Source organism: Luteimonas yanweni, assembly GCF_039548475.1.
Lineage (GTDB): Bacteria > Pseudomonadota > Gammaproteobacteria > Xanthomonadales > Xanthomonadaceae > Luteimonas.
In genome coordinates this window covers 270648-292897 of the sequence record NZ_JBCLVC010000014.1, presented here as the reverse complement: position 1 = coordinate 292897, position 22250 = coordinate 270648, and the positions used below count along the sequence as shown (strand labels likewise).

Here is a 22250-nt window from a genome sequence, read left to right as displayed (position 1 = left end):
ACAGCCATGGCGGCTCCTGCGGGGGACGGGAACGCGCGGGGCACGACGCCAGAGGCCCGGTTCCCGAGCCCCGGGGAACGGGGGAACGGGGCCCCGCGGGCGGTCAGTCGGCCTGGCGGCGGAGGAAAGCCGGGATGTCGAGGTAGCCGCCGTCGCTGCTGCCGAAGTCGGCCACGGCCGGGGTGCTCGGGGCGGCGGGCTCGGCGGAGCCGCGGCGCAGGCCGAGGCCCATGCCCATGCCACCACCGGCGGCCATCGGCTGTGCCACGTCGTCTTCCTCGATCAGCATGCCGGTGGTGCCGTCACGGCGGCCGGCGGTGTTGATCAGCTGCACGTGGGGGCGACGCGGGGCTTCGTTGAAGTTCGTGTCCCTGCCGTAGCCGCTGTCGCGGACCACCCCGCGCGCCTGGGCGCGGTTGAGGCCGGTGGCGACCACGGTCACGCGCACGTCGTCCTGCATGTCGGGATCAAGCACGGTGCCGATGACGATGGTCGCGTCTTCGCTTGCGAAGTTCTCCACGGTGCGGCCGACCTCGTCGAACTCGCTCATGGTGAAGTCCGGGCCGGCGGTGATGTTGACCAGGATGCCGTTGGCGCCGGCCAGGTTGACGTCGTCGAGCAGCGGGTTCTGGATCGCGGACTCGGCGGCGGCCTGGGCGCGGTCGTCGCCGCGGGCGTGGCCGGTGCCCATCATCGCCAGGCCCATCTCGGACATGACGGTGCGGACGTCGGCGAAGTCGACGTTGATCAGGCCCGGGCGCACGATGAGGTCAGCGATGCCCTGGACCGCGCCGAGCAGCACGTCGTTCGCCGCGCGGAAGGCCTGCACCATGGTGGCGTTGCGGCCAAGCACGGTGATCAGCTTCTCGTTGGGGATGGTGATCAGCGAGTCGCAGTGCGCCGACAGCTCCTCGATGCCCTTCAGCGCCACCTGCATGCGGCGGCGGCCTTCGAACGGGAACGGCTTGGTGACCACGGCCACGGTCAGGATGCCCATTTCCTTGGCCAGCTGCGCGACCACGGGTGCCGCACCGGTGCCGGTGCCGCCGCCCATGCCGGCGGTGATGAACACCATGTCCGCGCCCTGCAGCGCTTCCATGATCTGGTCGCGGTCCTCGAGTGCGGCCTGGCGGCCGACCTCCGGGTTCGCGCCGGCGCCCAGGCCCTTGGTGACGCCGGTGCCCAGCTGCAGCTGCAGCTTGGAACCGCAGTTCTTGATCGCCTGCGAGTCGGTGTTGGCGGTGATGAATTCCACACCGTCCACGCTGCTGCTGACCATGTGGTTGACCGCGTTGCCGCCGCCGCCACCCACGCCGATGACCTTGATGATGGCGTTGGGGGCCATCTTTTCAACCAGTTCGAAATGCGCCATGTCCGTAGTCCTTTTGATGTCGTTTTGTGTTTCTGGTGTTTTCTAGTTGTTGTCTGTTGCTGTCGCGTGCCGTTTTCGTCGTCGCCTTGCCTTTCGCGGCCATGGCCGCTCCCACAAATTCGGTCGGGGTCGATCCAGCTGCGGTATGTGTGCGTGCATGGTCAGAACTCCCCGTTGAACCAGGTCTTGAGCTTCTTCAGCAGGCTGCCGGCGCGCCCGGTGGGCAGCACCGGCCGGCGCGGGTGTTCGATCTGGCTGCCCATCAGCAGCAGGCCGACGCCGGTGGCATGCACCGGGTTGTTGACCACTTCGCCCAGGCCGGTGACGTGCTGCGGGATGCCCACGCGCACCGGCATCTGCAGCATTTCCTCGGCGAGCTCCACCACGCCTTCCATCTTCGCGGCGCCGCCGGTGAGCACCATGCCGGCGCGCACGTGCTGCTCGAAGCCCGAGCGGCGCAGTTCGGCCTGCACCATCTCGAAGATTTCCTCGTAGCGCGCCTGTACGGCCTGCGCCAGCGACTGCCGCGGCAGGCGGCGCGGCGGTCGGTCGCCCACCGACGGCACCTGGATGGACTCTTCGCTGGTGGCGAGCTGTGCCAGCGCACACGCGTAGCGGACCTTGATCTGCTCGGCCTCGGGGGTGGGCGTGCGCAGCATGTGCGCGATGTCTTCGGTGACCTTGTCGCCGGCGATCGGCAGGCTGGAGGTGTGGCAGATCGCGCCCTGCACGAACACGGCCAGATCGGTGGTGCCGGCACCGATGTCGACCATCACCACGCCCAGCTCGCGCTCGTCGCTGGTCAACACCGCGGTGCTTGATGCGAGCGAGGACAGCACCAGGTCGTCGATCTGCAGGTCGCAGCGCTGCACGCACTTGGAGATGTTGGCCGCGGCCGACTGCGCGCAGACCACCAGGTGCGCGTGCACTTCCAGGCGCACGCCGGTCATGCCGACGGGATTGCGGATGCCTTCCTGCGAATCGTCCAGCACGTATTCGCGCGGGATCGCGTGCAGGATCTTCTGGTCGGCCGGGATCGCGACCGCCTTGGCGGCGTCGAGCACGCGGTCGAGGTCGGACCAGGTCACTTCGCCGTCGCGGATCGGAACGATGCCCGGCGAGTTCTTGCACTGCACGTGGCTGCCCGAGATCGAGGCGTAGACCGAGCGGATGTCGCAGCCGGCCATCAGTTCGGCCTCTTCGATCGCACGCTGGATCGACTGCACGGTCGACTCGATGTCCACCACCACGCCGCGCTTGAGCCCGCGCGATTCGTGGCTGCCGATGCCGATCACCTCGATGGGGTTGCCCGGCGAGTACTCGCCGACCAGGGCCACCACCTTGGAGGTGCCGATATCGAGGCCTACGATCAGGGCCTTGTCGCCTTTGCGGTTCATGCGGTGTGTTCCTCGGCCCATGTCAGGGCGAATCCATTGGTGTAGCGGAGATCGGCGCGCGCCAGCGGCTGGTGCCGCTGGGACAGCAGCTGCGGCAACAGGCGGGCGAAGCGGGCCATGCGGGTGCGCACCTGGTGGCTGCCGATGACCACCTGGGTGCCGTTGGACAGGACCATGGTCCAGCTGCCGCGGCTGTCCAGCAGCAGCGCGCGCACGCCATAGCCGGCCGGCGCGAACAGCTCGCGCGCGGCCTGGTAGAGCTCGACCACGTCTTCCGAGCGGGCGTCGGGACCGTGCAGCAGCGGCAGGCCCTGCGGTACGTCGATGCCTTCGGCCGGGAACAGCTTTCCCTGCAGCGACAGCAGCCGCGCATCGCCCCAGCGGGCAAACGGGCGATGCTCCTGTACGCGCACTTCCAGCACGTCCGGCCAGCGCTTGCCGACGTCGGCCTGCTCCACCCAGGGCAGGCGGGCGACCGACTCGCGGGCCTCGTCAAGGCGCACGGCGAAGAAGCCCTGCTGCGCGTAGGGCAGCACGGCCTCGCGCACCCTGGCGGGGTCGACCTGCTGCAGGTTGTCGTTGATGCGCAGCGTGCGCAGCGGCCAGCGCTCGGCGCCGATCCAGCCCTGGACCACGGCCACCACCGGCAGCGCGATCAGCGCCACCGCGAGCGTCCAGGCCAGGATGCGGGCAAGCGCGTTCACAGCGCCTGCTCCAGCACGCGCCAGCACAGGTCCGCGTAGTCACAGCCCAGCTGCGCGGCGGCCTTGGGCACCAGGGAATGGCTGGTCATGCCGGGCGCGGTATTCACTTCGATCAGCTGCAGGCCGCGCTCGCGGTCGCGCATCACGTCGACGCGACCCCAGCCGCTGCAGGCCGCGGCGCGAAAGGCGCGCAGCGCAAGGTCGCGGATCGCGGCCTCATCGTCGCCGTCCAGGCCCGGGCAGAGGTACCGGGTGTCGTCGGCGATGTACTTGGCGTGGTAGTCGTACCACTCGCCGGCGGGAACGATGCGGATGGAAGGCAGCGCGACGTCGCCGAGTATGCCGACGGTGAGCTCGTCGCCGCGCACCATCTGCTCCATCAGCAGCTCGCCCGGGTAGGACGCCGCGAATTCCTGGGCCGGCGCCAGGTCGGCCTCGGCCAGCACGCGGAACACGCCGACGCTGGAGCCTTCCGACGAGGGCTTCACGAACACCGGGTAGCCCAGGCGCTCCGCTGCGGCGTGCAGGTCCGCGCCCTTCGCCAGCCGCTCGTAGCGCGGCGTGGGCAGGCCTTCGGACAGCCACACCTGCTTGGTGCGGATCTTGTCCATGGTCAGCGCGCTGCCAAGCACGCCCGAACCGGTGTAAGGCACGCGCAGGGCGTCGAGCAGGCCCTGCAGGATGCCGTTCTCGCCGGCGCCGCCGTGCAGGATGTTGAACACGCGGTCATGGCGGCCCTCGAGCAGCGCCGACAGGAGCGCCGGGACGCCATCGACGGGCCGGGCGTCCACGCCGCGCGAGCGCAGCGCCTCGAGCACGCCGGCGCCCGAGTCGAGCGACACCTCGCGTTCGCTGGTGTCGCCGCCCATGAGCACGGCGACGCGGCCGAAGTCGGCAGGGTCGGTCACGCGCATCGGAGGCAGGCGCGTCGGCGGCAGGCGATCGCTCATGCGCCCTCCCCCGCCTTCGGGAAGCCTTCGGCCACCAGGTTCTGGGCCACCTGGCCGATGTCGCCGGCGCCCATCACCAGGAGCAGGTCGCCGTCTTCGAGGATGTCGGGCAGCACGTCGCGCAGGTCGCCGGGGCCGTTGACCACCACCGGGTCGATGCGGCCGCGGGCGCGGATCGCACGCGCGAGCGCACGCGCGTCGGCGTTGGCCAGCGGCTGTTCGCCGGCCGGATAGACCTCGGTCAGCACCAGGGCGTCGACCTCGGACAGCACGCCGGCGAAGTCGTCGAGCAGGTCGCGGGTGCGGCTGTAGCGGTGCGGCTGGAACGCGACCACCAGGCGATGCCCGGGCCAACCGCCGCGGGCCGCCTCGAACACTGCGGCGAGCTCGCGCGGATGGTGGCCGTAGTCGTCGACCAGCTGCACCTTCGCGCCGCGCGCAGTGGTCAGTTCGGCCAGGCGGTTGAAGCGGCGGCCGATGCCTTCGAACTTCGCAAGCGCGGCGCGGATGGCTTCGGGCTGCACGCCCAGCTGCCAGGCGACCGCCGCCGCGGCCAGCGCGTTCTGCACGTTGTGGCGGCCCGGCAGCGCCAGCGCCATGGGCGTGGCCGAGGCGTCGGGCAGCACCAGGTCGAAGTGCATCGTCGGGCCGTCCTGGCGCACGTTCTCGGCGCGTACGTCGGCGTCGTCGTGGAAGCCGTAGGTCATGACGTGGCGCGAGACCGTGCCGGCCAGCGCCGCGACTTCGGGGTCGTCGATGCACAGCACGGCCAGGCCGTAGAACGGCAGCCGGTGCAGGAACTCCGAGAACGCCTGCTGCACGCGCGCGAAGTCGCCGCCGTAGTTCTCGAGATGATCCACGTCGATGTTGGTGACGATGGCCACCAGCGGGTTCAGGCGCAGGAAGCTGCCGTCGCTCTCGTCGGCTTCGGCCACCAGCCAGTCGCCGCCGCCCAGGCGCGCGTTGGCGTCGGCGGCCAGCAGCTTGCCGCCGATCACGAAGGTCGGGTCCAGCCCGCCTTCGGCGAGCACGCTGGCGAGCAGCGAGGTCGTGGTGGTCTTGCCGTGCGTGCCGGCCACGGCCACGCCGCGGCGGAAGCGCATCAGCTCGGCCAGCATCTCCGCGCGCGGCACCACCGGGATGCCCTGCGCGCGCGCTTCCACGAGCTCGGCGTTGTCGGGCCGGATGGCGCTGGAGACGACCACGCAGTCGCTGGCCAGCACGTTGGCCGCGGCGTGCCCGCGATACACCGTGGCGCCGAGGCTGGACAGGCGCCGGGTGACCGCGCTGTCGGCGGTGTCGGACCCGGACACCTGGTAGCCGAGCGTGCACAGCACTTCCGCGATGCCGCTCATGCCGGTGCCGCCGATGCCGATGAAATGGACCCGCGAATGCCGCCGGGCAAAGTCGGCCATGGCGACGCCGTGGGTGTCGTGGAGGCGACGGATCATGCGTTCACTCCGGGGGCGATCCTCGGTTCGATGCGCTGGCGCAGGCGGCTGGTGCCGCGGGCGGCCAGCGAAGGCACCGGCTGCGCGGTGGGCGGGGGCGGCGTGGAGGCCGGCGCGGCCGCCTCGCCGCGCAGGCGCGCGACCTGCCGCTGGGTGCGGTCGAGCTCGTAGGACACGCGCAGCAGCAGGCCCACGGCAACGCAGGTCATCATCACGCTGGAGCCGCCCGACGACACCAGCGGCAGGGTCAGCCCCTTGGTCGGCAGCAGGCCCAGGTTCACGCCGATCGACACCAGCGCCTGCAGGCTCATCCACAGCGCGATGCCGAAGGCGACGTAGCCCGCGAAATGACGGCGTGTCTCCACGCAGCGCAGCCCGATCAGGAAGGCGCGGCCGACCAGCAGCGCGTACAGGCCGATCACCAGGCACACGCCGACGAAGCCGAGCTCCTCGGCGATCACCGCCAGGATGAAGTCGGTATGCGCTTCGGGCAGGTAGTTGAGCTTCTGGATCGAGGCGCCCAGGCCCACGCCCCAGAACTCGCCGCGGCCGACCGCCATCAGCGCGTTGGCAAGCTGGTAGCCGCTGTTGAACGGATCGGCGAAGGGATCCATGAACGAGGTCAGGCGGCGCATACGGTAGGGTTCGGCGATCGCCACCGCGGCCAGCAGGATCACGATGCCGACCAGGGGCGCGGCCATGCGCGGCAGGTTGACACCGCCCAGCACCAGCATGCCGGCGGTGATCGCCAGCAGCAGCGCCAGCGAGCCGAAGTCCGGCTGCAGCGCGAGCAGCACCGACAGCAGCAGGCCCACGCCCAGTGGCTTGAGCATCGCCACCACGGTGGCGTTGACCTCGTCGCGGAAGCGCACCAGGTAGCTGGCCAGCCAGACGATGTACATCACCTTGACCGCCTCGACCACCTGGAACTTGGACACGCCCATGTTCACCCAGCGCTGCGCGCCGTTGACGCTGCTGCCCAGGCCCGGCACGAAGACCATCAGCAGCGCCACGAAGCAGCCCACCAGCAGCAGCCGGTCGAAGCGCTCGACGGTCTTGAGCTCGGTGCGCATCGCCCAGAACGCGAGCCCCGCGCCCAGGCCCATGAACACGACGTGGCGGCTGAGGAAGTAGTACGGTCCGACGCCCAGCTCCTCGCCCACGGCGATCGAGCTGGAGCTGACCATGACGATGCCCAGGGCCGCCAGCGCCAGCGCGGCACCCAGCATCCACGGGTCGAAGCGGCCGCCGATGGAATCGAGGCGGACGGCCTGGTTGGCGCGGTCGTGGGTCCTGTCCATCAGCGCACCTTCAACGTGGCCAGGCCGACCAGCACCAGGATCACCGAGATGATCCAGAAGCGCACGATGACGCGCGGCTCCGGCCAGCCCTTGAGTTCGAAGTGGTGGTGGATCGGCGCCATGCGGAACACGCGCTTGCCGGTCAGCTTGAACGACGCCACCTGGATCATCACCGAGAGCGTCTCGATCACGAAGATGCCGCCCATCACCACCAGCACCAGTTCCTGGCGCACGATCACGGCGATGCTGCCGAGCACGGCGCCGAGGGCAAGCGCGCCGATGTCGCCCATGAACACCATTGCCGGATAGGTGTTGAACCAGAGGAAGCCCAACCCCGCTCCCGCAATGGCCGCGCAGATGATCACCAGTTCGCCGGCGCCGGGCACGCGCGGGATCTGCAGGTATTCGGCGAACTGCGCGTGTCCCGAGGCGTAGGCGAACACGCCCAGCGCGCAGGCCACCAGCACCGTCGGCATGATCGCCAGGCCGTCGAGGCCGTCGGTGAGGTTGACCGCGTTGGAGAAGCCGACGATCCAGAAGTAGGCGATGGTCACGAAGGAGACGCCGGCCAGCGGCAGCGCCACCGCCTTGAAGAACGGGATGTAGAAGGTGGTCGCGACCGGTGTGTCGGCGGTGAACCACAGGAACAGGCCGGCCGCCAGGCCGATCACCGACTGCAGCGCGTACTTGGTGCGCGAACGCATGCCGTTGGGATCGCGCTTGACGATCTTGATCCAGTCGTCCCACCAGCCGATGGCGCCGAAGCCCGCCATCACCAGCAGCACCAGCCACACGTGCCTGTTGCGCAGGTCGCCCCAGAGCAGCACCGAGGCCAGCACCGTGATCAGGATCAGGCCACCGCCCATGGTGGGCGTGCCGGCCTTGGAGAAATGCGTCTGCGGGCCGTCCTGGCGGATCGGCTGGCCGCCCTTGTACTGGGCGAGCTTGCGGATCACCGCCGGGCCCCACCACAGCGACAGGAACAGCGAGGTCAGCGCCGCCAGGATGCCGCGGAAGGTCAGGTAGCCGAAGAGGCCGAACAGGCCTTCGAGCTGTTCGAGCCAGCGGGTGAGTTCAAGCAGCATCGGTATCGACTCCTTCCAGCAGCGCGCGGACCACGCGATCCATCGCGCTGCCGCGCGAGCCCTTCACAAGCACCGTGGGCGCGACTCCCGTGCGAGCGGCCATGGCCGCGACCAGGCCCGCGACCACGGCGTCGTGCGACGCGAACACCTCGCCACCCTCGCCGAACGCCTCGGCCGCCTTCGCCGCCAGCCCGCCCAGCGCGAACAGCCGCTGCACGCCGGCCTCGCGCGCGCGGCGCCCCGCGGCTTCATGCAGCGCCACCCCGTCGTCACCCAGCTCGCGCATGTCGCCCAGCACCAGCCAACCGCCACCGCGGGCCGCGGCGAGCGTGTCGATGGCCGCGGCCAGCGAGCCGGGATTGGCGTTGTAGCTGTCATCCACCAGCCAGGCGCCGCCGGGCAGCTGGCGGCGCACCTGGCGGCCGGCCACCGGCTGCGCGTCGGTCAGTCCGTCGGCGATGGCCGACAGCGGCGCGCCGCAGGCCAGGGCGAGGGCCGCCGCCGCCATCGCGTTGGCCACGCTGTGGCGACCGGGCAGCGCCAGCGAGACGGCGGCCTCGCCCTCGGGCGCCACCAGCAGGAAGTGGCTGCCGCCCTCGTGCAGTACCACGTCGCGCACGTGCACGTCGGCGCGCTCGCCGAAGCCGAAGCGCAGCAGGCGGCGGCCGTGGGCGCGCTCGGCGAAGAAGGACTCGAAGGCATCGTCGGCGTTGATCACCGCGGTGCCGTCGGTGGGCAGGGCGTCGTAGATCGCGGCCTTGGTGTCGGCCACGCCCTGCAGGCTGCCCATGCGCTCGAGGTGCGCGGGCGCGATGTTGTTGACCAGCGCCACGCGCGGGCGCGCGATCGCTGCCAGGTAGGCGATGTCGCCCGGCTTGCCGGCGCCCATCTCGTACACGGCGAAGTCGGCGGCGTCATCGGCGTCGATGATCGCCAGCGGCAGGCCGATCTCGTTGTTGCGATTGCCCGGGCTGGCGGTGACGCGGCTGGCGCGCCCGAGGATCGAGAGCAGCAGCTCCTTGACGCTGGTCTTGCCATTGCTGCCGGTGATGGCGACCACGACCTGCGCCGGGCGCGCGGCCTGCAGCGCGGCGGCGAGCGAGCCCAGCGCCTCGACGGTATCGCCGACCACGACCTGCGGCAGCGCAACGTCCAGCGGGCGCGACACCAGTGCCCCGGCGGCGCCGGCGTCGGCCACCGCGGCCACGTGCCCGTGGCCGTCGAAATTCTCGCCCGCGATCGCCACGAACAGCGCGCTGCCCCTGCCCGCCACGAAGGTGCGGCTGTCGGTCGCGACCGAATCGATGGTGGCGTCCTCGCCCTGCAGGCGGCCGTTGCAGGCCTGGGCGATGCGCGCGAGCGTGATCGGCTTCATGCCCGCGCCTCCAGCGCGCGGCGCGCGACGTCGCGGTCGTCGAAGGGGTGGCGCACGCCGTCGATCTCCTGGTAAGGCTCGTGGCCCTTGCCGGCGACCAGCACGATGTCGCCCGGGCCGGCGGCGCCGATGGCGCGGGTGATGGCGGCGGCGCGATCGCGCTCCACCGCCACCGCCGCGACGTCGCTGAAGCCGCCCATGATCCCGGCGACGATGGCGTCGCCATCCTCGCCCCGCGGGTTGTCGTCGGTGACCACCACGACGTCGGCGCCGGCTTCGGCCGCCGCCGCCATTTCCGGGCGCTTGCCGCGGTCGCGCTCGCCGCCGCAGCCGAACACGCAGGTGATGCGTCCGGCGGCGTGCGCGCGTACCGCGGCCAGGGCCTGTACCAGTGCATCGGGCGTGTGGGCGTAATCGACCACGACCAGCGGCAGCCCGCCATGCCCGCCCAGGCGGTTCATGCGGCCGGCAATCGGCTCCAGCCGGCCGAGCACGCGCGCGATATCCGCCGCGGCGACGCCTTGCGCATGAAGCACGCCGGCCACCGCCAGCAGGTTTTCGACGTTGAAGCGGCCCAGCAGCGGCGAGCGGACGGGCAGCGTGTCCGCGCCCACGCGCAGGTCGAAGGCGATGCCGGCCGCATCGAGCACGATGCCGGACGCGGCGACTTCAGCGGCGGCGTCGCCACGCGCGCTGGTCCCGATGCGGCGCAGCGCGGCTGGCAGGCGCGCGAACAGCGCGCGGCCGAAGCCGTCGTCGATGTTGGCCACCGCGGCCTGCAGGCCCGGCATCGCGAACAGGCGTTCCTTGGCGGCGCCGTAGGTCGCCATGTCGCCGTGGTAGTCGAGGTGGTCGCGGGTGAGGTTGGTGAACACGCCGACTTCGAAATGCACCGCGTCCACGCGGCCCTGGTCAAGCGCGTGCGAGCTGGTTTCCATCGCCACCGCCTGCGCGCCGGCGTCGCGCAGCTCGGCGAGCAGCGCGTGCACCTGCAGCACCAGCGGGGTGGTGAAGCCGGTCGGGCGCACGTCGCCGTGCAGGCCGGCGCCCAGCGTGCCGATGGTCGCGGCGCGGCGGCCGAGCAGCTCCCACGCCTGGGCCAGCAGCTGCACGGTGGACGTCTTGCCGTTGGTACCGGTGACCGCGACCGTCGCCATCGCGGCCGAGGGCCGGCCGTGGAACTGGTCGGCCAGCGCACCCATGCGCGCGCGCAGGCCGGGCACCGCGATCGCGTCGGCGGGCGGCGCCGGCACGTCGGCCGGCACGGGCGGTTCGTACATCACCGCCGCGGCGCCGTCGGCCAGCGCGCGCTCCGCGAAATGCAGGCCGTGGGTGCCGAAGCCGCCGATGGCGACGAAGCCGTCGCCGGCGCGCACATTGCGGCTGTCGAGCACCAGGCCCGACACCTCGATCGCGTCCGGCACGCCGGCCACGTCTGGCAGCAGTTCGCGCAGGCGCATGCGGCGGCTCACTGGCGGCCTCCGGTCGCGGCAGCCGCGGTCGACGCCGCGGCCTGGCGCGGCGCGTTGCGCGCGCGCTCCTTCGCCTGCTGCTTCGCCTGCTCGGCCAGCCAGGTCTCGATGTCGTCCGGCGGCACGTCCATCAGGCGCAGCGCGCCGTCCATGGTCTTCTGGAACACCGGACCGGCCACGGCGCCGCCGTAGATGCCCTTGGCCGGATCCGGATCGTCGATCACCACCACCATCGAGAAGCGCGGGTGCTCCACCGGCACCACGCCGGCGAAGAAGGAGACGTAGCGGCGCGAATAGCCGCCGCCCGACGCCTTGCGCGCGGTGCCGGTCTTGCCGGCGACGTGGTAGCCCGGGATCGCGGCCTGGATAGCGGTGCCGCCGGGCTCGGTGACCGTCTGCATCATCTTCAGCACGGTGTCGGCCACGCCGGCGTCCATCACCTGCTCGGGCTCCTCGTGCTGGCCCTTGACCAGTGTCGGACGCACCGCGCGGCCGTGGTTGGCCAGCGTGGCGTAGGCACGAGCGATCTGCAGTGGCGTGGCCGACAGGCCGTAGCCGTAGCTCATCGTCTGCTTGGTGGTGCCGCTCCAGTTGGCCGCCGGCGGCAGCAGGCCCGAGGCCTCGCCGGGGAAGCCACTGCCGGTGCTGCGGCCGAAGCCCAGGCTGGCGACGAAGTCGTGGAAGTACGCGTTGTCCAGCTTCTCGACGATCCGCGACGTGCCGATGTTCGAGCTCTTGGTGATCACGCCCGTGGTGTCGAGCACGCCGAGGTTGCGGTGGTCGGTGGTGCGGTAGCGGCCGTTGGGGATCCAGCCCGGGTTGGTGTCGAAAATGGTGTGCGGCGTGATCACGCCGGCCGAAAGCCCGGCGGCGACCGTGATCGGCTTGATCGTGGAGCCGGGCTCGATCAGGTCGGTGACCGCGCGGTTGCGGCGCGCATCGCGATGCTCGCCGGTGACCGCGTTGGGGTTGTAGGTCGGCAGGTTGGCCATCGCCAGGATCTCGCCGGTGGCGATGTCCATCACCACCACCGAGCCGGCGCTTGCGCCGGTGCGCTCGAGCGTCGCGCGCAGTTCGCGGTGCGCGAGGTACTGCACGCGGCGATCGATGCTGAGCGTGAGGTCCTTGCCCGGCTGCGCGGCGCGCACCAGGTCCACGTTCTCGACGATACGGCCGCGACGGTCGCGGATCACCTTCTGCGCGCCCGGAACGCCGCTCAGCCATTCGTCGAACGCCAGCTCGACGCCCTCCTGGCCAGAGTCATCGATGTTGGTGAAGCCGAGAACGTGCGCCAGGGCCTCGCCCTGCGGATAGAAGCGGCGGAACTCGCGCTGCGAAAACACGCCCGGCACCTTGCGCGCCAGGATCTGCTGCGCCTCGGACGGGTTGATGCGGCGCTTGAGGTAGACGAACTCCTTGTCCGCGCGCTGCGCGACGCGGCGCTCGAGATGGTCGAGCGGCACGCCCAGGGCCTCGGCCAGCCCGGGCAGGCGGTCGGGGTGCTTGAGCATTTCCTGCGGGTTGCCCCACACGCTGTCCACCGGCGAAGACACCGCCAGCGGCTCGCCGTTGCGGTCGGTGATCATGCCGCGCGAGGTCGGGATCGGGATCTCGCGCAGGAAGCGCGAATCGGCCTTCTGCTGGTAATAGGCGTTGTCGACCAGCTGCAGGTCGACCGCGCGCGCCACCAGCACCACGCCGCACAGGCCCAGCACGCCCACGACCAGCTTCAGCCGGCCGCGCAGGTCGAACTGCGCCCGGCCGCGGGGCCTGACGGTGCCGTTGCGGTCGCGACGGAACTTCATGGCCGCACCACCACGATGTCGCCGGCTTCCGGGAACTTCATGCCCAGCCGGGTGCGCGCCACGTGGTCGATGCGGTTCGCTTCGGCCCAGGTGGCCTGCTCCAGCTGGAGGCGGCCGAAATCGATATTGAGTTCGTCGCGCTCGTCCACCAATCGCGTCAGCTCGACGAAGAGTTGGCGGTGCTCATGGCGCGCGTGCACCACGCCGATCGCGGCGACCACGTTCGCTGCCAGCAACACGATGACCAGGAAGCGCGTCATGCCGCCGCCTCCAGCTTCTCGGCCACGCGCAGCACGGCGCTGCGCGCGCGCGGGTTGCCGGCGAGCTCGGCGCCGTCGGCCTTCTGCGCGCCACCGATCGCGCGCAGCGTGGGCACGAAGTCCGTCGCCTCCGGCAGGCGGCGGTTGCCCGGGGGCGCCTTCGACTGCGCGGCGATGAAGCGCTTGGCGATGCGGTCCTCGAGCGAATGGAAGCTGATCACCGCCAGGCGACCACCGGGCTTCAGCGCGGCCAGCGCCGCGTCGAGGCCCGCTTCAAGGTCGGCCAGCTCGCGGTTGACGTGGATGCGGATGGCCTGGAAGGAGCGCGTGGCGGGGTGGATCTCGTGGCGGCCCGGCTTGGGCCGCGGCATCACCGAGGCGATCAGTTCGGCAAGCTGCGCGGTGCGGACCAGCGGTGCATCCACGCGGCGCTCGACGATCGTGCGCGCGATGCGGCGGCTCATGCGCTCCTCGCCATAGGTCCAGAGCACGTCGGCGATGTCTTCCGCGCTGGCGTGTGCGAGCCACTGCGCCGCGCTCTCGCCGGAATCGGGGTCCATTCGCATATCCAGCGGGCCGTCACGGCCGAAGCTGAAGCCGCGCTCGGCGACGTCGAGCTGCGGCGAGGACACGCCGAGGTCGAACAGCACGCCGTCGAGCCCGCCGGCGGTGGCGTCCCAGCGGCCGAGGTCGGCAAAGCTGCCGCGGAAGATCGAAACGCGCGGATCCGCGCCGAACTCGCGCTCGGCCACGGCGATCGCGTCGGGATCCTTGTCCATCACGAGCAGCCGGCCTCCAGTCCCGAGCGCCTGCAGCACGCCGCGGGCATGCCCGCCGCGGCCGAAGGTGCCATCCAGGTACGTTCCGTCCCCACGCACGCGCAGCCCTTCCATGACCTGCTTGAACAAGACCGGAAGGTGCGCGGAGCGGGCATCCGCGACACCCCCCGTCACAGCTGCAGCCCGACCAGGTCGTCGCCGAGATCCTCGTCGCCGAGCGGCGTCTCGATCTGCGCGCGATGGGCCTGCTCGCTCCAGAGTTCGAACTTGTCGCCCATGCCCAGCAGGACCGCCTTCTTCTCGATGCCGAGCGCGTTGCGCATGCTGGCGGGGATCGGAATGCGGCCGTTGCCGTCGGGTTCGACCACCGACGCCGCGCCCACCAGCTTCAGCTGCAGGCTGCGGTTGCTGGCCTTGAGGCGGGACAGCGCGTTGACGCTGTCGCGCACCTGCTCCCAGGCAGCGTGCGGGTAGATATAGAGCGAACCCTTCTCGAACGGGTTGTAGGTGATGACCAGGCGGTTGCCGAATCCGGACGCGACGATCTCCCGGTAGCCGGTCGGAATCGCCAGCCGTCCCTTGTCGTCGATCGTGATGGCGGTTTCGCCCTGCAACACCTGGTGCCACTCCATACCCGTCTGCGGCGGGTTTCATGCTTGGAAAAACCACGATATTCCCGGTCTCCCCACGCACAGCCACATTAGGAGCGGTCCCCACCCTTGTCAACAGCTTGGAGAGGAATTTTCGTCAGGCTGGTCAATGACTTGCAGCGAACTTCAGAGACTTGTTCAAGCTTTATCCACAAGCTGCTGTTTAGTCTCGGATTCTGAGATTATGTGATGGTCTTCACGTGTTTTTCACATGTTGGCCTTGGCGACGCCGGGCATGGTTGCCCTCGGGTGCGAACGTCCCCGGCGGCATGATTGCCGTGGCCCATGCCAGCACCCTGGCCGCCTCCTCCTCTACTTCGCACCCGAGGGCAACCGCGCCCGGCCCCAACCGCCGAGGCGGGCTGGGGGAGCGCGTGACGCCTGCTGCGGCAAGGCAGCCCCGGAAGCGCGACGGCAACCCTGCCGCCGGGGGACATTCGCCACGAGGCCTCCCGCCCACGCCGGGGCGGCCGGAAAGAAGAAAGTGGCGGAGCCGGCCGATAAGCCGGGTTCTGTCGTGGACAGTCATTCCTCTAGGCGCATCGTCACCGATACGCTCGAGCAACCTACCCGGACCCGACGCGGGCAGCGCCATGAGGTCCCTATTTGGTCTTGCTCCCGGTGGGGTTTGCCGTGCCGGTCTGTTGCCAGACTCGCGGTGCGCTCTTACCGCACCGTTTCACCCTTGCCACGCACTCCCGGAGGAGCCGTTCGGCGGTCTGCTCTCTGTTGCACTTTCCGTCGGCTCGCGCCGCCCAGGCGTTACCTGGCACCGTGCCCTGTGGAGCCCGGACTTTCCTCGGCACCGATCCGGGAAAACCCGATCCGATGACGCGACTGTCTGGCCGACTCCGCCGTGGGCATTGTCGCACGCACGCCCGGCATCCGTGGGGGCGGCCCCGGCCGCGATCGAACCGTCTCAGCCGCCGTACAGCGCCTTCCGCGGGGCGCCGGTGATCTCGGCCGCCAGCTTCGCCGCCAGCGACGGCTTCAGCTCGGCGGCCAGCAGCGCATACACGCGCCGGCCTTCGGCGATTCGCGCATCGACGTCCTCGCCCGCGCCCTGCACCAGCAGCACGAACTCGCCCTTGCGCTGGTCGGGATCGGCTTCGACCCGGGCCCGCAATTCCGACATGTCGCCGTCGAGCACCGTCTCGAACAGCTTGGTCAGCTCGCGCGCCAGCACGCCGGGACGCTCGGCGCCGAAGGCCGCGACGCAGTCGGCCAGGGTCTCCGCGATGCGGTGCGATGACTCATAGAACACCAGGGTGCGGGTTTCGCCCGCCAGCGACGCCAGGCGTTCCCGGCGCGCGGAGGCCTTGGCCGGAAGGAAGCCTTCGAAGGTGAAGCGGTCGCTCGGCAGCCCGGCCACGCTCAACGCCGCGATGATGGCGCTCGGTCCCGGCACCGGGCTGACGCGGATGCCGGCCTCGCGCGCGGCGCGCACCAGGCGGAAGCCCGGGTCGCTGACCAGCGGCGTGCCGGCGTCGGACACCAGGGCCAGCGATTCACCGGCCGCCAGGCGCGCGACCAGCCGCGACGCGAGCTCGGCCTCGTTGTGCTCGTGCAGGGCCAGCAGCGGGCGGTCGAGGCCGAAGTGCGCGAGCAGGCGGCGGGTATGGCGGGTGTCCTCGGCGCAGATCGCAGCCACCGCGCGCAGCGTGTCCAGCGCGCGCGGCGACAGGTCGGCGAGGTTTCCGATCGGCGTCGCGACGACGTGGAGGGTTCCTGCGGCGGGCTGCATCGTGTCCCTGCTGGGGTGGCGGTAGAATCCGGGCATTCTCGCAGCCGGAACGCCTAGATGCGCCATCCCTGGAAGCAGGCACTCGCCGCCACCTTCGCCGCGTTCGTGATCGCGGGCTGTTCGACCGTGCAGGTCACGCGGCCCACCACGGTGCCGGACGCCGCGCCCGCGCCGGTGGACACGGCCCACTGGCGCTTCGACGCCGGCGACCGGCCGCCTGCCGAGCGCGACGGCTACCGCCCGCCCCGCAAGCTTGCCGTGCTGCTGCCGCTGACCGGCAGCCTGGCGACCGCGGCCGGCCCCGTGCGCGACGGCCTGCTGGCCGGCTACTACGGCGAACAGCGGCGGCGCCCTGACCTGGAGTTCTACGACACCATGGGCACCGCCTACGGCGCGGTGTCCGCCTACCAGCGCGCGGTCGCCGAAGGCGCCGACCAGGTGGTCGGGCCGCTGGGCCGCGACGAGGTCGATGCGGTCTTCGCCCAGACCACGGCCACCGTGCCGGTGCTGGCGCTGAACCGCGCTGGCGCGCCGCCGGTCAACAGCGCCAGCTATGCGCTCGCGCCGGAGGACGAGGGCGTGGCCGCGGCCAACTTCCTTGCCGCGCGCAATGCACGGCGGGTGCTGGTCCTGAGCGCGGGCGACGACACCGCGCGCCGCAGCATCGCGGCGCTGGGTACGCGCCTGCAGGAGCTTGGCGGCGGGATCGTGGAGCAGATGGCGGTGGTCGGGGACACCCCCCCGGACCTGATCGCCCCGATGCAGGCCGCCGTGCAGCGCGAGGGCGGCGTGGACGCGATCTTCCTCGCCCTGCGCGGGCCGCAGGCGCGGCTGGTCGCGGCACAGGTGTCGGCCGCCGGCCTCGCGGGCCGCCCGCGGGTGGCGACCTCGCAGCTGCTGGCGGGCACCGGCAAGCCCGACGAGGACGCGGCGCTCGACGGCATCGCCTTCCCCAGCGATGCCTGGACCGTGTCCGGGATCCCCGGCCTGCCGCCCGCGCGCAGCGTGGCCGACGCCCTGCCCACCGCGCGCGGCCCGGCGGCGCGCCTGTTCGCATTCGGCTATGACGCGTGGCTGCTCTCGGCCTACCTGGGGCACCTGGCGACCAGCGGCGAGGCTTCGGTCTCGAGCGCAAGCGGCGTGCTGCGCATGAGCCCCGACGGCCACGTCCAGCGCATGCCGGCCTGGTCGACCTTCAACGGCGGCCACGTGGTGCCGCTGGCGGGCGCCTCGAATTGAGCGAAACCCGGCGCCGCGGCGCCGGCGTTGAGGCCGCGGCGCGCACGCACCTGCTGCGCGCCGGCCTGCAGCCGATCGCCGCCAATGCCGGCTACCGGCTTGGCGAGCTGGACCTGGTGATGCGCGACGGCGACACCGTGGTTTTCGTGGAGGTGCGCTATCGCGCCAGCGCCGATTACGGCGGCGGCGCGGAGTCGGTCGACCGCGGCAAGCGCAGTCGCATCGCGCGCGCGGCGCAGCTGTTCCTGCTGCAGCACCCGGCGCTGGCGGAGGAGTACTGCCGCTTCGACGTGATCGATGCCACGGGTGATCCCGAAGCCGCCGACTTCACCTGGCACCGCGACGCGTTCCGGCTGGACGACTAGGGGCTGCCGGCGCGCAGCTTGCGTCCTTCGGCGTAACCAAACGCGCGCCAGTGTTCGGCGGCATCCACGCCGGCCGCGGCCACGTCGGGATTGGCCACCAGGTAGTCGCTGGCGCTGAAGCCCAGCGGCAGCGGACGGTCTTCGGCACTGAAGGCGTAGGCGTCCATGTTGTACAAGGCGCGGTCCACTGTCTCCTCGGGCACCTTCAGCCCGGCGTACATGTTCTCGCGCGGCTCGCCGGTGGCGATGTCGGTCAGCTTGCGGTACTCGATGCTGCCGAAGAAGGGATCCGAGGTCAGCGGGGTGTAGTAGCTGCAGCCCTCGAAATAGTAATGCGTGACTTGGCTCCAGCGCGTGCGCTGCAGGTCCAGGTGGACGCCGCCGCCGTGCAGCAGGTTGGCGCTCCAGATCAGCGCTTGGCCCTTGCGGGCATGGAAGGTTTCCTTCTCCAGGCCATGCGCTTCGGCCAGGCGCTGCCACAGCGACAGGTAGGCTTTGTAATGCGCGACCTTGTTTTTTGACACCGCGGCACACACCCCGATGTGCTCGTTCGTGTAAATCGGGAGCTTGTGCGATCCCGGGTAGTACTCCAGGGAGCCGTTATCGGCGTCGATGTCCTCCAGCGCAAGCCAGACGCCGCACATGAAGCGCTCCGGCACCGAGCTGAAATGCATGCTGTCACTGTGCGCGTCCTGCTGCGTGCCGACAGGAAAGTTCAGGGTCTGGAACGGAAAGGCACGCCGGCCGTACAGGCGCGACAGCAGGTCCAGGATTCGCGGTTCGGCGGCCACCCCGCGCACCAAGGCGCTGGTTTGCCATGCGTCCTGGACACGCAGGCCTTCGCGTTTGCCGTGGCCCTCGCGACGCCAGCCTTCGAAATCGTAGCGCGGGGTCAGCTCGCCAACGATACCGGCGGCGAGTGCGTCGATATCTTCGGTGGGGAAGTCGATGATGGCATAGCCCTTGTCGCGCAGATCGCGCGCCACCCTCAGCGTTTCTTCGTCCCAGCCTTCAGCCTGCGCGATCTGGTCGAAGAACGGCGACTCCACCGACGGCACGCCGGGCAAGGGGTTGTTCCACATGGCTGCGCGCTCCTGTCGTCGGGAGCGCCGAGTTTATCAGCCGGCGCTTGCGGGAAAGTGCTGGTAGCCGGTGCGCGCAGGCATCCTTGCGCCGCGCACGGTGGCGCCCGCGCCGGCCGCGATCGCACCGATCCGCGTCACTGGCGTGTCTGTTTCCCGCCCTGCGCGCTCGATTGCCGCACTCGCCGCCGCCGGGGCGGTAAAGCACAGTTCGTAATCGTCGCCCCCGGCCAGCTGCAGGGCATGCAGCAGTTCGCGAGTGAAGCGGCGGCGCAGCGCCGCTGACGCGGGCAGGTCATCGGCGTCCACGGTGGCCGCTACGCCGCTGGCGATGCAGATGTGGCCGAGGTCGGCCAGGAGGCCATCGGACACGTCGATGCACGCGCTGGCAATGCCACGCAGCGTAGCGCCAAGACGCAGCCGCGGCTGCGGCCGATCCAGCCGCTCGGACAGCGCCGCGTCGCCTGCTCCTCCGCGCTGCAGGATGTCCAGCGCACCGGCTGCGTCGCCCAGGGTGCCGCTGATCCACACGTCGTCGCCCGGGACGGCGCCGTCGCGGCGCAAGGCCTGGCCGGGCGAAACCAGGCCGTGCGCGGTGACCGACACCGCCAACGGGCCGCGGGTGGTATCACCGCCGACAAGTGCGACCCGGTGTGCGCCCGCCAGCGCAAGGAATCCATCCATGAACGCATCCACCCAGGCTGGATCGTCAGCGGGCAACGACAGCGACAGCGTGCACCAGGCCGGGTCCGCACCCATCGCGGCGAGATCCGACAGGTTCACCGCCAATGCCTTCCAGCCGATCCGGTCGGGGTCGGTGCCGGTCGGGAAATGCACGCCATCGTTGAGCGTATCCATCGTCACCACCAGCTGCATGCCTGGCGGCGGCTGCAGAAGGGCGGCGTCGTCGCCGATGCCGAGCACGACGTCGTGATGCGCCCGGGCCTGCGCCTCGACGCGTGCGCGGATCTGCTGGATCAGCGTGAATTCGGCCATCGCGAAGGCCGCGGGCTCAGGCGCGGGCGGCCCGCACTTCGGCTGCGCGCCACTCCGCCGCCGCGTGGTCCAGCACGCCGTTGACGTAGGTGTGGCCGTGCTCGGAGCCGAAGCGCTTGACCGTCTTCAGGGCCTCGTCGATCACCACCCGGTAGGGCACGTCGATGCGGTGGCGCAGCTCGTAGGCCGCGATCCGCAGCATGGCGCGCTCGATCGGATCCACCTCGCCGATGGCACGGTCGAGGAAAGGTTCGAGGGCCGTGTCCAGGTCGCGGCGGTGGGTCTCGACCCCGCGCACCAGGTCTTCGAAATACTCGAGGTCGGCGACTTCATGCGCCTGCTCGTGCGCGAACTGTGCGATCGCGTTGCGCGCATCGACGCCCGACAGCTGCATCGCGTACACCGCCTGCAGGGCGCGCCGACGCGAGCGCGAACGACCGACGGTGTCGATGCCGGCGTTGCGGCCGCCCCCACCACCACCGCGCTGCGGCCTCACGGCAGCACCTCCAGCAGGCTGGCCATTTCCAGCGCGACCAGGGCGCATTCCTCGCCCTTGTTGCCATGGCTGCCGCCGGCGCGGTTCTCGGCGTCGACCATGTCGTCGACCGCAAGCACGCCATTGGCCACCGGCACGCCGTGGTCGAGCTGGACGCGCGCCAGGCCCTCGGCGCAGGTGTCGGCGACGTGCTCGAAGTGGCGGGTATCGCCCCGGACCACGCAGCCCAGAGCGACCACCGCCGCGTGCCGGCCATCGCGCGCGAGGCGCGCGGCGACCATCGGGATTTCCCAGGCGCCGGGCACGCGGACGACATCGACCGCGTCGGCGGCCACGCCGTTGCCCTCGAAGGTGGCGCGCGCGGCGGTCACCAGCGCGTCGACGATGCGCGGGTTCCAGCGGCTGGCGATGATCGCGAAGCGCGCGCCTTCCGGCGCGTGCAGGTCGCCTTCGTGATGGGTCATGGCGTGTTCCTTGGACGGACGCGCATTCTAAGCCCTGCGCCGCGGCGCTGCCGGAAAACGGCACATTTCGCCCGACGCCACCCGGCGGCAGCCGCTGCAGCTGGTATCAGGCGGGGTCGAGGTATTCGACGACTTCGAGGCCGAAGCCGGCCAGCCCGACCTGCTTGCGGGCAGTGCCCAGCACGCGCAGCTTGCCCAGGCCGAGGTCGGCCAGGATCTGGCTGCCGGCGCCGTTGCGGCGCCATTCGACCAGCGCCCCGCCGCGCGAAGGCGCGTGTTCCGGCTGCGCACCGCCACCATCGGCCGCCTGCCTGCCATCTTCGGCGCGCAAGCGCTCAAGCAGCGCGTCCGGAGTCTGGCCGCCGTCGAGCAGCACCAGGGCGCCGCGGCCCTCCTTGGCGATCATCGCCAGCACCTCGCCCACGGCGGGACCGAAGTCCGGGCGGCACCAGCGCAGCACGTCGGCCAGGGCATTGCGCACCTGCACGCGCACCAGCGTCGGGGTGTCCGCGTCCGGCTCGCCGCGCACCAACGCGAAGTGCAGCGCGTGGCCCAGGCGGTCGTGGTAGGTGTGCAGGCGGAACGGGCCGTGCTCGGTGTCGATGTCGCGGCTGTCGACGCACTCGACGGTGTGCTCGGTCTCGAGCCGGTGGCGGATCAGGGCCTCGATCGAGCCCATCTTCAGGCCATGCACGCGCGCGAACACCTCAAGCTCGGGCCGGCGCGCCATGGTGCCGTCGGGGTTGAGGATCTCAACCAGCACGCCCGCGGGCTCCAGGCCGGCCAGCATCGCCAGGTCCGCCGCGGCCTCGGTGTGCCCGGCACGCGCCAGCACGCCGCCGGGCTGCGCGGTGAGCGGAAAGATGTGGCCGGGCTGCGCCAGGTCGGAGGGCGCGGCGTTCGGCCGCACCGCGGTGCGCACGGTGTGCGCGCGGTCATAGGCCGAGATGCCGGTGGTCACGCCCTCGGCGGCCTCGATCGAGACGGTGAAATTGGTGTGGTGCGAGGAGGTGTTGGACTGGACCATCGGCGGCAGGCCCAGCTGCGCGCAGCGCTCGCGGGTCAGCGACAGGCAGACCAGGCCGCGCGCGTGGGTGACCATGAAGTTGATGTCCGCCGGGCGCACGAGTTCGGCGGCCATGATCAGGTCACCTTCGTTCTCGCGGTCCTCGTCGTCGACGATGACGACCATGCGGCCGGCGCGGAGTTCTTCGAGGAGTTCAGGGATGGGAGCAAAGGGCATGGCGGGCTGCGACCTGTTGT

21 protein-coding genes and 1 other RNA gene are annotated in these 22250 nt (G+C 71.0%); 2 read left to right on the top strand and 20 right to left on the bottom strand.

Annotated elements, in window-relative coordinates; genetic code table 11:
- Positions 1 to 103 precede the first annotated feature (103 nt).
- The 15 genes from ftsZ to rsmI form a co-directional block, all read right to left on the bottom strand.
- A complete protein-coding gene (gene ftsZ / locus WCE39_RS11535; RefSeq protein ID WP_343276815.1) occupies positions 104 to 1372 on the bottom strand; it encodes a cell division protein FtsZ in 1269 nt (422 codons plus the stop codon).
- A 161-nt stretch (positions 1373 to 1533) separates the two neighbouring features.
- Positions 1534 to 2769: a cell division protein FtsA gene (gene ftsA, locus WCE39_RS11530; RefSeq protein ID WP_144892558.1), complete on the bottom strand. Its 1236-nt coding sequence runs from the start codon at positions 2767 to 2769 to the stop codon at positions 1534 to 1536.
- Positions 2766 to 3473 (bottom strand): cell division protein FtsQ/DivIB, encoded by a 708-nt coding sequence (locus tag WCE39_RS11525; RefSeq protein ID WP_343276814.1) that lies wholly within the window; start codon positions 3471 to 3473, stop codon positions 2766 to 2768. The genes ftsA and WCE39_RS11525 overlap by 4 nt, the downstream gene beginning before the upstream one ends.
- The gene (locus WCE39_RS11520; RefSeq protein ID WP_449284036.1) at positions 3470 to 4387 is read right to left on the bottom strand and encodes a D-alanine--D-alanine ligase; all 918 of its coding nucleotides are present in this window, start codon (positions 4385 to 4387) and stop codon (positions 3470 to 3472) included. Before WCE39_RS11520 ends, WCE39_RS11525 begins: the two co-directional genes overlap by 4 nt.
- Positions 4388 to 4419: 32 nt before the next feature.
- Complete coding sequence (gene murC / locus WCE39_RS11515; RefSeq protein ID WP_343276812.1) at positions 4420 to 5874, bottom strand: UDP-N-acetylmuramate--L-alanine ligase; 1455 nt, start codon at positions 5872 to 5874, stop codon at positions 4420 to 4422.
- On the bottom strand, positions 5871 to 7175 hold the full coding sequence (gene ftsW / locus WCE39_RS11510) for a putative lipid II flippase FtsW (protein WP_343276811.1): 1305 nt from the start codon (positions 7173 to 7175) through the stop codon (positions 5871 to 5873). The genes murC and ftsW overlap by 4 nt, the downstream gene beginning before the upstream one ends.
- Positions 7175 to 8260, bottom strand: a complete 1086-nt coding sequence (gene mraY / locus WCE39_RS11505) for a phospho-N-acetylmuramoyl-pentapeptide-transferase (RefSeq protein ID WP_343276810.1) — start codon at positions 8258 to 8260, stop codon at positions 7175 to 7177. The genes ftsW and mraY overlap by 1 nt, the downstream gene beginning before the upstream one ends.
- Positions 8250 to 9635 (bottom strand): UDP-N-acetylmuramoyl-tripeptide--D-alanyl-D-alanine ligase, encoded by a 1386-nt coding sequence (locus tag WCE39_RS11500; protein ID WP_343276809.1) that lies wholly within the window; start codon positions 9633 to 9635, stop codon positions 8250 to 8252. The genes mraY and WCE39_RS11500 overlap by 11 nt, the downstream gene beginning before the upstream one ends.
- Positions 9632 to 11107, bottom strand: a complete 1476-nt coding sequence (locus tag WCE39_RS11495; RefSeq protein WP_343276808.1) for a UDP-N-acetylmuramoyl-L-alanyl-D-glutamate--2,6-diaminopimelate ligase — start codon at positions 11105 to 11107, stop codon at positions 9632 to 9634. The genes WCE39_RS11500 and WCE39_RS11495 overlap by 4 nt, the downstream gene beginning before the upstream one ends.
- A complete protein-coding gene (locus WCE39_RS11490) occupies positions 11104 to 12912 on the bottom strand; it encodes a peptidoglycan D,D-transpeptidase FtsI family protein (RefSeq protein ID WP_343276807.1) in 1809 nt (602 codons plus the stop codon). Before WCE39_RS11490 ends, WCE39_RS11495 begins: the two co-directional genes overlap by 4 nt.
- Positions 12909 to 13172 (bottom strand): cell division protein FtsL, encoded by a 264-nt coding sequence (gene ftsL, locus WCE39_RS11485; RefSeq protein WP_343276806.1) that lies wholly within the window; start codon positions 13170 to 13172, stop codon positions 12909 to 12911. The genes WCE39_RS11490 and ftsL overlap by 4 nt, the downstream gene beginning before the upstream one ends.
- Entirely contained in the window at positions 13169 to 14125 is a 957-nt protein-coding gene (rsmH, locus tag WCE39_RS11480) for a 16S rRNA (cytosine(1402)-N(4))-methyltransferase RsmH (RefSeq protein ID WP_343276805.1), read from the bottom strand. Before rsmH ends, ftsL begins: the two co-directional genes overlap by 4 nt.
- A complete protein-coding gene (locus WCE39_RS11475; RefSeq protein WP_343276804.1) occupies positions 14122 to 14583 on the bottom strand; it encodes a division/cell wall cluster transcriptional repressor MraZ in 462 nt (153 codons plus the stop codon). The genes rsmH and WCE39_RS11475 overlap by 4 nt, the downstream gene beginning before the upstream one ends.
- Before the next feature lie 503 nt (positions 14584 to 15086).
- Positions 15087 to 15454, bottom strand: an RNA gene (gene rnpB / locus WCE39_RS11470) — RNase P RNA component class A.
- 66 nt (positions 15455 to 15520) lie between these two features.
- On the bottom strand, positions 15521 to 16345 hold the full coding sequence (gene rsmI, locus WCE39_RS11465) for a 16S rRNA (cytidine(1402)-2'-O)-methyltransferase (RefSeq protein WP_343276985.1): 825 nt from the start codon (positions 16343 to 16345) through the stop codon (positions 15521 to 15523).
- 57 nt (positions 16346 to 16402) lie between these two features.
- On the opposite strand from rsmI, the gene WCE39_RS11460 reads away from it, so the two are divergent.
- Positions 16403 to 17584, top strand: coding sequence for a penicillin-binding protein activator (locus WCE39_RS11460; protein WP_343276803.1), 1182 nt, complete (start codon positions 16403 to 16405; stop codon positions 17582 to 17584).
- Positions 17581 to 17949, top strand: coding sequence for a YraN family protein (locus WCE39_RS11455; RefSeq protein ID WP_343276802.1), 369 nt, complete (start codon positions 17581 to 17583; stop codon positions 17947 to 17949). Before WCE39_RS11460 ends, WCE39_RS11455 begins: the two co-directional genes overlap by 4 nt.
- Here the strand turns inward: WCE39_RS11455 and WCE39_RS11450 are convergent.
- The 5 genes from WCE39_RS11450 to ribB form a co-directional block, all read right to left on the bottom strand.
- Entirely contained in the window at positions 17946 to 19031 is a 1086-nt protein-coding gene (locus tag WCE39_RS11450; protein ID WP_343276801.1) for a phytanoyl-CoA dioxygenase family protein, read from the bottom strand. The two genes, WCE39_RS11455 and WCE39_RS11450, sit on opposite strands and share 4 nt — an antisense overlap.
- Before the next feature lie 36 nt (positions 19032 to 19067).
- Complete coding sequence (gene thiL / locus WCE39_RS11445; protein WP_343276800.1) at positions 19068 to 20027, bottom strand: thiamine-phosphate kinase; 960 nt, start codon at positions 20025 to 20027, stop codon at positions 19068 to 19070.
- Positions 20028 to 20043: 16 nt separating this feature from the next.
- Complete coding sequence (nusB, locus tag WCE39_RS11440) at positions 20044 to 20523, bottom strand: transcription antitermination factor NusB (RefSeq protein ID WP_343276799.1); 480 nt, start codon at positions 20521 to 20523, stop codon at positions 20044 to 20046.
- Positions 20520 to 20987, bottom strand: coding sequence for a 6,7-dimethyl-8-ribityllumazine synthase (gene ribH, locus WCE39_RS11435; RefSeq protein ID WP_343276798.1), 468 nt, complete (start codon positions 20985 to 20987; stop codon positions 20520 to 20522). The genes nusB and ribH overlap by 4 nt, the downstream gene beginning before the upstream one ends.
- Before the next feature lie 106 nt (positions 20988 to 21093).
- Positions 21094 to 22230: a 3,4-dihydroxy-2-butanone-4-phosphate synthase gene (ribB, locus tag WCE39_RS11430; protein WP_343276797.1), complete on the bottom strand. Its 1137-nt coding sequence runs from the start codon at positions 22228 to 22230 to the stop codon at positions 21094 to 21096.
- Between the last annotated feature and the right edge of the window lie 20 nt (positions 22231 to 22250).

Coding starts and splice junctions, on each gene's coding strand:
- rsmI (WP_343276985.1), bottom strand. CDS start 16,345: ATGCAGCCCGCCGCAGGAACCCTCCACGTCGTCGCGACGCCGATCGGA.
- ribH (WP_343276798.1), bottom strand. CDS start 20,987: ATGACCCATCACGAAGGCGACCTGCACGCGCCGGAAGGCGCGCGCTTC.
- murC (WP_343276812.1), bottom strand. CDS start 5,874: ATGATCCGTCGCCTCCACGACACCCACGGCGTCGCCATGGCCGACTTT.
- ftsA (WP_144892558.1), bottom strand. CDS start 2,769: ATGAACCGCAAAGGCGACAAGGCCCTGATCGTAGGCCTCGATATCGGC.
- thiL (WP_343276800.1), bottom strand. CDS start 20,027: ATGGCCGAATTCACGCTGATCCAGCAGATCCGCGCACGCGTCGAGGCG.
- WCE39_RS11460 (WP_343276803.1), top strand. CDS start 16,403: ATGCGCCATCCCTGGAAGCAGGCACTCGCCGCCACCTTCGCCGCGTTC.
- ftsW (WP_343276811.1), bottom strand. CDS start 7,175: ATGGACAGGACCCACGACCGCGCCAACCAGGCCGTCCGCCTCGATTCC.
- WCE39_RS11490 (WP_343276807.1), bottom strand. CDS start 12,912: ATGAAGTTCCGTCGCGACCGCAACGGCACCGTCAGGCCCCGCGGCCGG.
- ftsZ (WP_343276815.1), bottom strand. CDS start 1,372: ATGGCGCATTTCGAACTGGTTGAAAAGATGGCCCCCAACGCCATCATC.
- WCE39_RS11500 (WP_343276809.1), bottom strand. CDS start 9,635: ATGAAGCCGATCACGCTCGCGCGCATCGCCCAGGCCTGCAACGGCCGC.
- ribB (WP_343276797.1), bottom strand. CDS start 22,230: ATGCCCTTTGCTCCCATCCCTGAACTCCTCGAAGAACTCCGCGCCGGC.
- WCE39_RS11450 (WP_343276801.1), bottom strand. CDS start 19,031: ATGTGGAACAACCCCTTGCCCGGCGTGCCGTCGGTGGAGTCGCCGTTC.
- WCE39_RS11475 (WP_343276804.1), bottom strand. CDS start 14,583: ATGGAGTGGCACCAGGTGTTGCAGGGCGAAACCGCCATCACGATCGAC.
- ftsL (WP_343276806.1), bottom strand. CDS start 13,172: ATGACGCGCTTCCTGGTCATCGTGTTGCTGGCAGCGAACGTGGTCGCC.
- WCE39_RS11520 (WP_449284036.1), bottom strand. CDS start 4,387: ATGCGCGTGACCGACCCTGCCGACTTCGGCCGCGTCGCCGTGCTCATG.
- mraY (WP_343276810.1), bottom strand. CDS start 8,260: ATGCTGCTTGAACTCACCCGCTGGCTCGAACAGCTCGAAGGCCTGTTC.